General features: G+C 72.6%; 10 protein-coding genes. 7 read left to right on the plus strand and 3 right to left on the minus strand.

What is annotated here, in order from left to right:
* The first annotated feature begins 94 nt into the window (after positions 1-94).
* The 6 genes from recR (at position 95) to ACFWI4_RS33345 (ending at position 6,249) form a co-directional block, all read left to right on the plus strand.
* Positions 95-694: a recombination mediator RecR gene (recR, locus tag ACFWI4_RS33320; protein WP_100596382.1), complete on the plus strand. Its 600-nt coding sequence runs from the start codon at positions 95-97 to the stop codon at positions 692-694.
* Positions 687-1,346, plus strand: a complete 660-nt coding sequence (locus ACFWI4_RS33325) for a DUF5063 domain-containing protein (RefSeq protein ID WP_339130614.1) — start codon at positions 687-689, stop codon at positions 1,344-1,346. The genes recR and ACFWI4_RS33325 overlap by 8 nt, the downstream gene beginning before the upstream one ends.
* A 307-nt stretch (positions 1,347-1,653) precedes the next feature.
* On the plus strand, positions 1,654-2,931 hold the full coding sequence (locus tag ACFWI4_RS33330) for an aspartate kinase (protein WP_385398509.1): 1,278 nt from the start codon (positions 1,654-1,656) through the stop codon (positions 2,929-2,931).
* Positions 2,928-3,989 (plus strand): aspartate-semialdehyde dehydrogenase, encoded by a 1,062-nt coding sequence (locus tag ACFWI4_RS33335; protein WP_387203973.1) that lies wholly within the window; start codon positions 2,928-2,930, stop codon positions 3,987-3,989. Before ACFWI4_RS33330 ends, ACFWI4_RS33335 begins: the two co-directional genes overlap by 4 nt.
* A 506-nt stretch (positions 3,990-4,495) precedes the next feature.
* Entirely contained in the window at positions 4,496-5,122 is a 627-nt protein-coding gene (locus ACFWI4_RS33340) for a SigE family RNA polymerase sigma factor (RefSeq protein WP_361685434.1), read from the plus strand.
* Positions 5,119-6,249: a hypothetical protein gene (locus ACFWI4_RS33345; RefSeq protein WP_387203976.1), complete on the plus strand. Its 1,131-nt coding sequence runs from the start codon at positions 5,119-5,121 to the stop codon at positions 6,247-6,249. The genes ACFWI4_RS33340 and ACFWI4_RS33345 overlap by 4 nt, the downstream gene beginning before the upstream one ends.
* Before the next feature lie 151 nt (positions 6,250-6,400).
* On the opposite strand, the gene ACFWI4_RS33350 is transcribed toward ACFWI4_RS33345, so the two are convergent.
* A complete protein-coding gene (locus ACFWI4_RS33350; RefSeq protein ID WP_387203979.1) occupies positions 6,401-7,207 on the minus strand; it encodes an SURF1 family protein in 807 nt (268 codons plus the stop codon).
* A gap of 142 nt (positions 7,208-7,349) precedes the next feature.
* On the opposite strand from ACFWI4_RS33350, the gene ACFWI4_RS33355 reads away from it, so the two are divergent.
* A complete protein-coding gene (locus ACFWI4_RS33355; protein WP_387203982.1) occupies positions 7,350-9,179 on the plus strand; it encodes a prolyl oligopeptidase family serine peptidase in 1,830 nt (609 codons plus the stop codon).
* A 95-nt stretch (positions 9,180-9,274) separates the two neighbouring features.
* Here ACFWI4_RS33355 and ACFWI4_RS33360 read toward each other — a convergent pair whose 3' ends face one another.
* On the minus strand, positions 9,275-11,239 hold the full coding sequence (locus ACFWI4_RS33360) for an NAD-binding protein (RefSeq protein WP_387204041.1): 1,965 nt from the start codon (positions 11,237-11,239) through the stop codon (positions 9,275-9,277).
* A 134-nt stretch (positions 11,240-11,373) separates the two neighbouring features.
* A complete protein-coding gene (locus ACFWI4_RS33365; protein WP_387203985.1) occupies positions 11,374-13,530 on the minus strand; it encodes a PQQ-binding-like beta-propeller repeat protein in 2,157 nt (718 codons plus the stop codon).
* Between the last annotated feature and the right edge of the window lie 106 nt (positions 13,531-13,636).

Below are 13,636 nucleotides of genomic sequence, written 5' to 3' on the forward strand. Positions count from 1 at the left end.
GGCGGCATCCAACTACCGTACGCACCAGGAAGAAACAGCAGCAGGAAAAGCGGGACGGGACCGGGCGGGACCGGAACGATCGGAAGGCAGTCCGTTGTACGAAGGCGTTGTCCAGGACCTCATCGACGAACTGGGGCGGCTCCCCGGCGTCGGTCCCAAGAGCGCGCAGCGGATCGCCTTCCACATCCTCCAGGCGGAGCCCACGGACGTCCGCCGGCTCGCCCAGGCCCTCATGGAGGTCAAGGCGAAGGTCCGCTTCTGCGCGACCTGCGGCAACGTCGCGCAGGAGGAGCTGTGCAACATCTGCCGCGACCCGCGCCGCGACCTCACGGTGATCTGCGTGGTTGAGGAGCCCAAGGACGTGGTCGCCGTCGAGCGGACGCGTGAGTTCCGGGGGAAGTACCACGTGCTCGGCGGCGCGATCAGCCCGATCGAGGGCGTCGGCCCGGACGACCTGCGGATCAGGGAACTCCTGGCCCGCCTGGCCGACGGCACGGTCACCGAGCTCATCCTGGCCACGGACCCGAACCTGGAGGGCGAGGCCACGGCCACGTATCTCGCCCGCATGATCAAGCCCATGGGCCTCAAGGTCACCCGCCTGGCCAGCGGCCTCCCGGTGGGTGGCGACCTGGAATACGCGGACGAGGTCACACTCGGCCGCGCCTTCGAGGGGAGACGACTTCTAGATGTCTGACGCCACGCTGCACGAGACGAGCCCGGACCCCGACGACTTCGTGGTCCAGATCGCGGACCAGGTGGAGAGCTTCCTCGTCGCCGTCGCCGAGGTCGCCAAGGGCGACGAGCCGGACTCGGCCGTGCCCTTCCTCCTGCTGGAGGTCTCCCAGCTCCTGCTGGCGGGCGGCCGTCTCGGTGCGCACGAGGACATCGTCCCCGACGAGCGCTACGAGCCGGACCTCGGCCCGGAGGCGGACGTGGACGAACTGCGCGAGCGTCTCGCCGTGATGCTGGAGCCGATCGACGTCTACTCCGAGGTCTTCGACCCCTACGAGCCGCGCAAGGCCCCGGTCCCGGCCCGTATCTCCGACGATCTCGCCGACGTCATCGCCGACCTGCGCCACGGCATGGCCCACTACCGTGCGGGCCGCACCACCGAGGCCCTGTGGTGGTGGCAGTTCTCCTACTTCTCCAACTGGGGCTCCACCGCCTCGGCGACCCTGCGCGCCCTCCAGTCCGTGGTGGCCCACGTCCGGCTGAACCAGCCCCTGGAGGAGCTGGACGGCCTCGACACCGACCAGGACCTCGGCGAGGAGGTGCTCGCGGAGGAGGCCGGCAAGGTGATGGCGGAGGAGATCGCGGGACCGCTCGGCCTGCGCACGGTCAAGTAGCCCGTCCCGCCCCCGGGGTGATCCGCCCCGCCGCCGAGGTGACGCCGCCGCCGAGGTGACGCGCCCCGCCCCCGGCGATCCGGCTCCGCCGATGTGAGCTGAGGCACGTTCGGAGTGGCGGGGCTCCGGTACGGGCAGGTGCCGTCTCGGAGCGGCCGGACCTCCCTTGCCACCTGACAGCCCGGAGTGATCACGTCGTGAGCGGGACATCTCACGATGCGATACCCCGGAAGGGAATTCCGGCCGCTCGTTAGACTGAGCCGACCGCAGTAGTGCGGTGCAGAGACGGACTGAGCGAGGAGCGCACGTGGGCCTTGTCGTGCAGAAGTACGGAGGTTCCTCCGTAGCCGATGCCGAGGGCATCAAGCGCGTCGCCAAGCGGATCGTAGAAGCGAAGAAGAACGGCCACCAGGTGGTCGTGGTCGTTTCCGCGATGGGCGACACGACGGACGAGCTGATCGATCTCGCCGAGCAGGTATCTCCGATGCCCAGCGGACGAGAGTTCGACATGCTGCTGACCGCCGGAGAGCGGATCTCCATGGCCCTGCTGGCGATGGCGATCAAAAACCTGGGCCACAGCGCCCAGAGCTTCACCGGCAGCCAGGCAGGCGTCATCACCGACTCGGTCCACAACAAAGCGCGGATCATCGACGTCACCCCGGGCCGTATCCGTACGGCGCTCGACGAGGGCAACATCGCCATCGTCGCCGGCTTCCAGGGCGTCTCGCAGGACAAGAAGGACATCACCACGCTGGGCCGCGGCGGCTCCGACACCACGGCCGTCGCGCTCGCCGCGGCGCTCGACGCCGAGGTCTGCGAGATCTACACCGACGTGGACGGCGTGTTCACCGCCGACCCGCGCGTGGTGAAGAAGGCGAAGAAGATCGACTGGATCGCCTTCGAGGACATGCTGGAGCTCGCGGCCTCCGGCTCCAAGGTGCTGCTCCACCGCTGTGTGGAATACGCCCGCCGTTACGACATCCCGATCCATGTGCGGTCGTCCTTCAGCGGACTTCAGGGCACCTGGGTCAGCAGCGCACCGATGAAGCAAGGGGACCAGAAGGTGGAGCAGGCCATCATTTCCGGTGTCGCTCACGACACCTCCGAGGCCAAGGTCACGGTCGTCGGCGTCCCGGACAAGCCGGGCGAGGCCGCCTCGATCTTCCGCGCCATCGCCGACGCCGAGATCAACATCGACATGATCGTGCAGAACGTGTCGGCGGCCACCACGGGCCTGACGGACATCTCCTTCACCCTCCCCAAGACCGAGGGCCGCAAGGCCATCGACGCCCTGGAGAAGGCGAAGGGCGTGATCGGCTTCGAGTCGCTGCGCTACGACGACCAGATCGGCAAGATCTCCCTCGTCGGCGCCGGCATGAAGACCAACCCGGGCGTCACCGCCGGGTTCTTCGAGGCGCTCACCGACGCCGGGGTCAACATCGAGCTGATCTCGACCTCGGAGATCCGTATCTCCGTCGTCACCCGCGCCGACGACGTCAACGACGCCGTCCGCGCCGTGCACACCGCCTTCGGGCTCGACTCCGACAGCGACGAGGCCGTCGTCTACGGAGGCACCGGGCGATGACCCGGCGACCGACGCTCGCGGTCGTGGGAGCGACCGGAGCCGTCGGCACGGTCATGCTCCAGATCCTGTCCCAGCACGCGGACATCTGGGGTGAGATCCGACTGATCGCCTCGCCGCGCTCGGCCGGCCGCAAGCTGGCCGTGCGCGGCGAGGAGGTCGAGGTGACGGCCCTGTCGGAGGACGCCTTCGACGGGGTCGACATCGCCATGTTCGACGTCCCGGACGAGGTGGCCGCGCAGTGGGCGCCGATCGCCGCCGCCAGGGGAGTGGTCGTCGTCGACAACTCCGGCGCCTTCCGAATGGACCCGGAAGTGCCCCTCGTCGTGCCCGAGGTGAACCCGCACGCCGCCCGGGTGCGCCCGCGCGGGATCGTCTCCAACCCGAACTGCACCACCCTGTCCATGATCGTGGCGCTGGGCGCGCTGCACGCCGAGTTCGGGCTGCGGGAACTCGTCGTCTCCTCGTACCAGGCGGTCAGCGGGGCGGGCCGCGCCGGCGTCGACACCCTGCGCCGGCAGATGTCCCTGGTCGCGGGCACCGAACTGGGGAACAGTCCCGGTGACGTACGCCGGGCCGTGGGCGACGACACGGGCCCGTTCCCGGAGCCGGTCGCCCTGAACGTGGTGCCGTGGGCCGGGTCGCTCGCCGAGGACGGCTGGTCGTCGGAGGAGATGAAGGTCCGCGACGAGACCCGCAAGATCCTCGGGCTGCCCCGGCTGAGGATCGCGGTCACCTGTGTCCGCGTCCCCGTCGTCACCACGCACTCCCTGACCGTTCACGCCCGTTTCCAGGACGAGGTGACGGTCGGCAGGGCCCGGGAGATCCTGGACACCGCGCCCGGTGTCGTCCTCTTCGACAACCCGGCCGCCGGCGAGTTCCCCACGCCCGCGGACGTCGTCGGCACCGACCCGACCTGGGTGGGCCGGGTCCGCCGGGCACTCGACGACCCGACGGCCCTCGAACTCTTCGTGTGCGGCGACAACCTGCGCAAGGGCGCCGCCCTGAACACCGCTCAGATCGCCGAGCTGGTGGCCGCCGAGATCGTCAAGGCGTCCTAGGGGCCGTCCTCCGCCCGGAAGCGCCCCCGTGAAATCCGGCATCGTGCCTGGTCGGAGCCCTGCGCGGACGCGTTCCGGGTGTCCTGGCGCCGTAATTCCGGTGCCCCGCGGAGGGTAGGTTTGTAGGATCCCCATCGGTCCAGTGATCAACTTAATGGTCCTGACCACTTGAACGGACTCGTGTCGGCGTTCGAAGATTTCGCTGTCGCCCCCGCAACCGCGCGGAGGGTGGGCAGCGTCTTCGCCGTCGCCATTCAGGGGCGTCCGGGGGGCGGCGGAGCATTGGGCACAGGAGAGCTGTTACGCATGAGGGCATCTGATGCACCGTCGCGTCGCCGCGTCGGCGTAACGGCGGGGGGTCCGGAGGCCGTTCGGGCACGGAGGATTCCGGCCGAAGTGGTGTCCGTCGCGAATGTGATGCCCGTCGCGTACAACCCTGCCGGGGGGACGTGTGTCCAACTGGCGTGGCAGAGGTACTCGAATTCACCGCGGTCCAGACAAGGGGCATGGCCCTGCGTCCACCCCGCCGACCCCGCAGCCCCGGCGCGCCCGGCGGCATGCCGGTGATCGCGCCCATGCCCTCAGCGCGGCCCGCCCGCATCCCGAGTCAGCGTGACGGCGCCCAGGACAGCCTGGCGGCGGGCACGACCGTCGACCATCTCACCGAGACCTACCGGGCGCACTACCGCTCGCTCCTCGGTCTCGCGGCGCTCCTGCTCGACGACACCGCCTCCTGCGAGGACGTCGTCCAGGAGGCCTTCATCCGGGTGCACTCGGCGCGCAAACGCGTCCGGGACCCGGAGAAGACGCTCGCCTATCTGCGGCAGACCGTCGTCAACCTGTCGCGTTCGGCCCTGCGCCGGCGCATCCTCGGCCTCAAGCTCCTGTCGAAGCCGATGCCCGACATGGCGAGCGCCGAGGAAGGCGCGTACGACCAGTTGGAGCGCGACGCCCTGATCAAGGCGATGAAGGGGCTCCAGCGCCGTCAGCGCGAGGTCCTGGTCCTGCGCTACTTCGCGGACATGACCGAGGCTCAGGTCGCCGAGACGCTCGGTGTCTCGCTGGGTTCGGTGAAGGCGTACGGCTCGCGGGGCATCGCCGCGCTCCGCGTCGCCATGGGGGCCTCGGCATGAGTGGCAAGGACGACCGGCGGCACCCCGAGGACCAGGGGAGCCCGGAACACGAGCACAAGCAATCGCACGCTGGGAACGGAAATGTGAACCACGGCCCCGACGAACAGCCCGGAACACCGGACATGGACGGACTGGGACCCGAAGGGCTCGGCGGCGACGAGCTGGCGCTGCGCCGGCTGCTGCACCAGGCCGTTCAGGAGATCGAACCCGCCGACGGCACCCTGGACCATCTGCGCAGGGCGGTACCGGCCCGGCGCGCCCGCAAGCGGCAGGCCGTGGTCGGCATGGCGGCGGCGGCGCTCTTCATGGGCACGGCGATCCCCGCGTTCGTGCACGTCGCCAACTCCTCGGGGTCGAACCCCGACCCGTCCATCGCGGCCAACAGCTCCCAGGCCCAGGGCGGCACGAACCAGGGCAAGGGCGCGAACGGCGGCTCCGGCAGGGACGCGGGCGGCTCGGGCGGTACGTCCCGCGCCGGTTCCGACGGCAGGACGGAGGCGCCGGGCGGTTCGGACAAGGGCGCGAACGGCGCCGCCACGGGCGGTGTCGATCCCTCGGCCTCCGCCTCCGCGGCGCCCGCCTGCACGGCCGGCCAGCTCGGCGGGGCCTCCGGCACGGCCGCCGCACCGGACTCCGTCGGCGCGGTCTACGGCTCCTTCACCGTCTCGAACGTCTCCACCGCCGCCTGTACGGTCACCGGCGCCGGCACGGTCGGCGCGCTGGCCCAGGGCGCGGCGGACCCCGCGAAGATCAGTGTGGCGACGCACGTGGGGGGCGACGCGGCCACCGGGCTGCCCGACCCGTCCACGGAGGTCACCTCGCTGGTGCTCCAGCCGGGCACCTCGTACGTGGTGAAGTTCGCCTGGGTCCCCTCGTCGACGTGTCCGACCGTGGCGGAGCCCACGCCGGACCCGACCCCGACGCAGGGCGCCACCGACACCGGCGGCACGACGGCCGGCTCGGCGGTGGCAGGGCCGGCGCCGCAGCTCTTCGTCGAGGACGGCACGGTGGACGGTTCGGTCGTGGTCTCCAGCACGGCGTCCACGGGCGGCGCGACGGCGTCGGTGACCGTGGCCGCCGCCTGCGCGGGCACGGTGTACCACACGGGGATCCTGGCCTCGTCCTGACGGACCCCGACCGACTCCTGAGGGACTCCCGCTCCTCGGGCGGATCCCGGCTCCCGGGTCCGCCCGGGAGCCCGGGTTCCGTCCCGCGGCGTCGGGCGGTGGGTGTCGGGCCGTGTGCGTCAGACCTCGGGTGTCGGTCCGTGTGCGTCGGTCAGGCCGTGGCGGACGGTGCCGGGGTCGTGGCTCCGGTGTCCGGCGAGTCCGGGAGCAGCCCCAGCTCGGTGTCACGGACGAACTCCACCTCGCGGCGCAGCAGGCGGAACCACATGAAGACGACGAAGCCCGCGAAGACGAACCACTCGCCGGTGTAGCCGAGGTTCTGGAACGCCTTGAGGTCGAGTCCGGTGTTGTCGGGCGCGGCCGGGGGCACCGCCTTCATCCCGGAGTCGGCCTTGTCGAGCGTGATCCACGCGTCGTACGGGGTGTACGGCACCAGGTTCACCAGCGACGCGGCGCTGATCGCGGCCGTCTGCCCCGCCGGAAGCCCTCCGGCCGCGCTGACGCCGTTCGACCCGGGACTCTCGGACGCCTGGAGCGCGCCGGTGACCGTGACCTCTCCGCTGGGCGCGGCCGGGGCCTTCGCGGGGTCGGCCCTGCCCGGCAGCCAGCCCCGGACGACGGGCAGCGCCTTGCCGCCGTCGACCCGCAGCAGCGTGAGCACGTAGTACCCGCTCCTGCCGTCCAGTTCCCGGCCGGGGACGAGCAGCTGCTTGCCGTAGCGGCCCGTGGCGGTGGTCTGCTTGCCGGACGTCTCCACGGTCACGGGGAGCATCGCGGCCAGCGGGCGGGCGGGTTCCGTCCGGGCCGTGGAGGCCGTGGCCTGCGCGGTGCTGTGCTCGCGGACCCGGTCCTCGAACCGCCCCAACTGCCACGACCCCATGAAGATGCAGAAGGGGATGGCCAACAGCACGAAGACGTTGATCCCCCACCAGCGGGGCGTCAGCAGGAAGCGGTACACGCCGTCCACGGTACGGGGCGGCCCGGCGGGACTCGGTCGTGGGGCCCGTTCCGTGACGCCGGGGCGGGCGGCGGCGGGGAAGTTTTCCACAGGCTGGGGACCTCGTCGGCGCGAGGAGGGCCGGGCCAGGCACTATGGGGCCATGACTGAGAGCACCAGGTCCACCGAGCCGCGGCAGGCAGACATGCCCGACTGGGAGAAGCGCTTCCGGGCACCGCGGGTGTCGCTGCCGGACTGGGCGGAGGACGCCCCGCACCGATCCCTGTTCGTCTCGAACGCGACGGGGACGTACGAGCTGTACGCATGGGACCGCGAGACGGGTGAGCAGCGCCAGGTCACCCACCGGGCGAACGGCACGACGGACGGGGTGCTCTCGCCCGACGGCGCGTGGATCTGGTGGTTCGACGACAAGGACGGGGACGAGTTCGGCGTCTGGCGGCGCCGCGCCTTCGACGCGCCCCTGGTCCCGGGCGAGGTCGACGAGCCGGCGGTCCCCGGCCTCGACCCGTCGTACCCGGCCGGCCTGGCCATCGGCCGGGACGGGCGTACGGCCGTGGTGGGCCGCTCGACGGACGACGACGGATCGACGATCCACGTGGCCCGCGCCGGTGAGGCCCCGGTGGAGATCTACCGGCACCGCGAGTCGGCCGGGGTCGGCGACCTCTCGCACGACGGCTCGCTGATCGCGGTCGAGCACACCGAGCACGGCGACGCGATGCACTCGGCGCTCAGGGTGCTGCGCCCGGACGGTTCGGCGGTCGCCGAGCTGGACGACACCGAGGGCGGCACCGTCGAGCTGGGTCTTGAGGTGCTGGGCTTCGCCCCCGTCGACGGGGACGGCCGGCTGCTCATCGGGCATCAGCGGCGGGGCCGCTGGGAGCCCCTGGTGTGGGACGTGGCGACCGGCGCGCAGACCGACCTGGGTCTCGACCTCCCCGGTGACGTGGCCGCCGAGTGGTACCCGGACGGCTCGGGCCTGCTCATCGCCCACAGCTTCGAGGCGCGCAGCGATCTGTGGCGCTACGACCTCGCCACCGGCGAGCTGACCGAGGTCCCGACCCCGCCCGGCACGGTCTCGGGGGCGACGGCCCGCCCGGACGGCACGGTCGAGTACCTGTGGTCCTCGGCGGCCGAGCCCTCCGTGGTCCGTTCGACGACCGGCGAGATCGTCCTGGACCCGCCCGGCGAGAAGTCCCCGGGGTCCGTCCCGGTGGAGGACGTGTGGGTCGAGGGGCCCGGCGGCCGCGTGCACGCCCTGGTCCAGAAGCCGGCCGGTGCCACCGGCCCGCTGCCCACCGTCTTCGAGATCCACGGCGGCCCGACCTGGCACGACAGCGACTCGTTCGCTGCGGGCCCGGCGGCCTGGGTCGACCACGGCTACGCGGTGGTCCGGGTCAACTACCGCGGTTCCACCGGGTACGGCCGCGAGTGGACCGACGCGCTCAAGCACCGCGTCGGCCTGATCGAGCTGGAGGACATCGCGGCGGTCCGCGACTGGGCGGTCGCCTCCGGCCTGGCCGACCCCGCCCGGCTGATCCTCACCGGCGGTTCCTGGGGCGGCTACCTCACCCTCCTCGGCGTCGGCACCCAGCCGGACGCCTGGGCCCTCGGCATCGCCGCCGTCCCGGTCGCGGACTACGTCACGGCGTACCACGACGAGATGGAGGCGCTGAAGGCCATGGACCGCACGCTCCTCGGCGGCACCCCGGAAGAGGTCCCCGAGCGCTTCGAGGCGTCCTCCCCGCTCACCTACGTCGACGCGGTCAAGGTCCCCGTGTACATCTCGGCCGGTGTCAACGACCCCCGCTGCCCGATCCGCCAGATCGACAACTACGTCTCCCGCCTGGCGGCCCGCGAGGCCGTGCACGAGGTCTACCGCTACGACGCGGGCCACGGCTCCCTGGTCGTCGACGAGCGCATCAAGCAGGTCCGCCTGGAGCTCGACTTCGCGGAGCGGCACCTGGGCCGCTGACGCCCAGGCGACGCGGGAGGGTCCCGGGGCTCCGCCGGAGCCCCGGGACCGGCCCGTGCCGGGTGGGTCGGTGGTGGTGCGTCAGGGGTGGTGTGTCACGGCTGTGTCCCCGCCCGCTGCCGGGGGCGCCGGCCGAGCAGTTCCGCCAGCCCCCGCCGGGTGGCGGCGAGCACCACACGGTCCTCGGGTCGCAGGACATAGGTGGACGGCAGGTCCCAGACCAGCCGGGGGCCGCCGGGGGAGGACGTCGCGGCCGCCCGGCGCTCCTCGGGGGTCGCCGTGTCCAGCGCGAGCACCCGCCACGCCCCCGCCCGGAACGCCTCTCCCACCGTGCGCCCCTCCAGCTGCGGGTGTCCGCCCACGTCCACCGCGGCGAACAGCAGCACCCGCCGCTCGACGGGGATCGCCCCGAGGATCTGACGTCCCAGCATCGCCCCGGCGAACGCGGGCGCGGCCAGATGGGACACGCTGCGGCTCCGGGTGAGCGCGCCGGGATGCGCGGCCCGCAGGGTGCGGTACACGGCGGTCGCGAAGTCGTCGTCGTACAGCCGCAGGACGACCCGCAGATCGGGCCGCAGGGTACGGGCGGAGAGCACCGCCTCCAGGTTCATCGTGTCCGCGCTGGTCAGCGCCAGCAGCGCGTGCGCCCGGTGGATCTTGGCGGCCTCCAGCACTCCTTCCTGCGTGACGTCGCCCAGCACCACGGGCACCCGCAGGCGCCGGGCGAGGGCGAGCCCGCGGGCCTCGGGATCGGCCTCCACGCACACCACCGGGATGCGCAGCTCGCGCAGCCGCGCCAGGACCCGTGTGCCGATCTTGCCGACCCCGAGCAGCACCACGTGCCCGGACAGCCCGCGCGGCGGCTTGCGCAGGGCGGAGCCGCCGCGGAAGGTGCCGAGTGCCTCCAGGACCGCGGCGAGCAGCACCGGCAGGAGCAGCAGCCCGACCATCCCCGAGCAGAGCTGGAGGATCTGCCGTCCGAGGGGTTCCCCGATGGCCGGGTTGTTGATGGCGAAGAGGTCGAGGAGTGTCAGATAGGTCGCCTGGAGCGGACGTTCCCCGGTGACCAGCATCGACGCCACGGCGAGCCCCACCACGCACGCGACGAGCCCCGCGAACGACAGGCGCAGCCGCCGCGACAGCAGCGAGCCGAACCAGGGCACGACGCCCCGGCCCGAGTTCAGTTCGGGCCCCGAGTAGGCGACGTTCTCCAGGACGACGGTCCCGCGTCCGGTCGCGGCCGCCACCGCCCTCTCGTCGGGCAGGAGTTGGGGACCCTGCGCCCCGCTGCCCTCCGAACCGTCGGCACCGGCCGGGTCGTTGGTCGTGGCGGACAGCAACGCCAGTGTGCACAGGCCCGGATCGGCGACCTGGCCCGGACCGGGAGGCGGGCGTTCCACGGCGCGGAGCATCAGCCCGTCGGTCTGGACGACCTTGCTCGTGCCGGCCACGGCGGTCGCGGCGAGCGCGGGCGCGGCGGTGTCGGCGTCGGACAGGACGGTGGTGGAGGCGTCGTAGGCCTCGGCGTTCCCGGGACCCCGTGAGCCGGGCCTTCCCGGTGCGCCTCCGGCGGGGTCCGGGCCGCCGGGTGTGCCGTCGGCCGCGGCGGCCAGTGCCGAGGCCTGGTCGAGGAGGGCCTCGATGTGCTGGCCGAGGCGCCGGTTGTAGAGCCGCAGGACCAGCCGGATCCGCGGGTTGAGCCGGCGGGCCGTGAGCGCGGCGCGGATGTTGGTCTCGTCGTCGTCGTACACGAGGGCGAGCGCGGTGGCCCGTTCGACGCCCGCGTAGGTGAGCGCCGCCTCGCCGAGCTCGGCGGCCTCCACGAGCCGCTCGGCCCCGGGAGGCTCGTCGCCCGTCCCGCCCCCGTTCCCGTTTCCGGAGGCCCGGTTCACCGCGGCCGAGACCCGGTCGAAAAGGGCGGTGGCCCGCGCCCGTCCGACGACCGGCGGCAGCACACCGCGCTGCGCGGGCGGCACCACCAGGGTCACCCGCTCGCCGTACACCCCGCGCAGTTCGGCGGCCAGCCGATGGGCCAGGGCGTCGTCCCCTGCCACCACCATGTGCTCGGCGGCGTCACCCGGCGCGCTCTGAGACGGAAGATTCCCCACGAAGGAGAAGACTGCCGCACGGGGACGGTGGTTCCCAGGGGAGAGCCGCGCCGGGCCCCACCACGGACCCGGATCCGGAGAGGCTCCTACCGGTAGAGCCTCACCCCACCGTTCGAGCCGAGGGCGTTGAGTTCCAGCACACCGCCGTCCGGGGTGACGTACACGGTGCCGGAGGTGAAGTTCCACTTGCCGCCGCCCACCGGCAGTCCGGCGACCGGGGTGGTGCGACCGGTGCGCGGGTCGATGCTGATGAGCTGCGGGGAGCCGGACAGGGTGACCGCGTAGACCTTGTCGTGCGCGCCGGACGCCGGGACGGCGAGCGCGGCCGAGCGGGCGGTCCAGAGCTTGGCGCCGGTGGTGGTGTCGAAGGCGTCGATCAGCGTGTTGCCGGCGGCCGTGGCCGGGGTGACCAGGACCTTGCCGTAGAGCCGGGCGGAGTGGTCGGCGCCGGTGCCGTTCCCGGTGGTGAGTTCGTCGTTGCCCACCGCCAGTTTGCGGCCGCTGCCGGAGCGGCCGAGGACGCGCACGGCGTCCTGGCGGGCGGTGTGGACGGAGGCGATCAGCGGGGAGCCGGACAGGATGTGCGTCACGTCCGAGTGGGCGCTCTCCGCCTTCCGCCAGATCACCTTCCCGGTCCGGCCGTCGTACGCGGTGAGGGTGAACCGGGACTTCTGGTCGAGGCAGAAGTCGTCCACCAGCACCGTGCCGTCGGCGCCCCAGTCGTAGGCGTTGCAGTAGTGGCCGCGGGCCTTGTAGCCCCAGACCCGGTCGCCGGTGCGGACGTCGACACCGCCGAGGAAGTTCTCGCTGACGATGGTGGCGACGTTGCCCTGCACGTAGGTCGAGGCGGTCGCCGCCGCGGGGTGCTTGGCGCTGGTCAGCGGCATGGACCAGAGGATCTTCCCGGTCGCGGCGTCGACGCCGGCCAGCAGGGTGCAGGTGCTGCCGTCCTTGCCGAAGGCGACGGTGCCGATGCCCTTGGCGTTGAGCGTGGGCGACATCGCGCAGGGGACGTCGCCACGGGGGGCGGCGGTGCCGGCGGACGCGGCGGACGCGGAGGTGCCGGTGGCCGTGGAGGAGTCGGTGGATCCGGCTGATCCGGCGGAAGGGTTGGATTCTGCGGACCCGGCGGACCCGGCGGACCCGGCGGACCCGTTGGATCCGGCGGCAGCCGAGCGCTTGGTGGACGCCGAAGGCTTGGTGCTCCACACCTGCTTGCCGTCGGTGAGGTCGTAGGCCCGCAGACCGCCCTGGCTGCTGGCCCGCACGAGCAGCTTGTCGGTGAGCCAGCTGCCGATCAGCGCGTCGTCGGCGGCGGGCGCCGGGATCTGCCACTGCCGCGTCAGCTGCTTGGAGGCGACGGCGGCGGCGTCCTCCTGCTCGAACAGGACGGCGGCCGCCCCGCCCGCGCCGGCGAGGACGACGAGGGTGAGCGCCATCCGGCCGACCCACCTGCGCTTCCTGGGCGGTTCGCCCGCGCCCGCGGAGGGCTGCGGGTGCCGGGGCTCGTGGTGCGCCGGCTCACCGCCGTGCGGGGTGCGCGGGGGTGTACGGCGGTCCTGTTCGTCCAGGGACTCATGGGCGCCGGTGCGGGGTTCGGGGGTCCGGATCGGCATGGTCTGGTCCCAGCGGATGCCGTCGGATCCGCCGTGCGGCTGGGCCGGCCATCCGTCGTCCCACTGCCCGGCCGCAGCCGTCCGCCGCTCGTCCTGGCGGGCCCGCTGTTCGTCCTGGTACGTCCGCCGGTCGTCGCGGTACGCCCGCTGATCCTGCCGGTGGGCCCGCTGTTCGTCGTGCTGCGTCGGCTGTTCCTGCCGGTACGCCTGCCGGTCGTCCCGCTGCGGCTGCTGCTGCCGGTACGTCCGCTGGTCGTTCCGCCGCGCCTGCTGTTCCTGCTGCTCCTGCCGGTAGGCGGCCGGGTCCTCCCGCCGCGTCGGCTGCTGCGGTGCCCGGTAGCTCGGCCGGTCGTCGCGGAACGCCGGCCGCGACTGCTGCCGGTAGGTCGGCTGTTCGTCCTGGTACGTCCGCTCTTCCTGGCGGTATGCCGGCCGGCCGTCCCCGTGAGACGGGTGCTCGTCCCCGTGGGCCCGGTGCTCCTCCCGCTGCGTCCGGTGCTCGTCCCCGTAGGCCCGCTGCTCCTCCCGGTGCGGCGGGCGCGGACCGGTGGCCGGCGTGCGGGGCCGGAAGGCCCAGTCGAGGTCTTCCTGCGGAGCCCCCTGCCCCGGCGACGATTCCGTCGTCATCTCCGTGATCTCCCCTGGTCGGGCATCCGTTTGCGCCAGCCGCAGTGATGCACCGTGATAAATACGTTTCCTACGGGCTTCGGCCCGAATTCCCCGAATTGCGCTA

This window comes from Streptomyces sp. NPDC127038 (genome assembly GCF_042725875.1).
Taxonomy (GTDB): Bacteria; Actinomycetota; Actinomycetes; order Streptomycetales; family Streptomycetaceae; genus Streptomyces.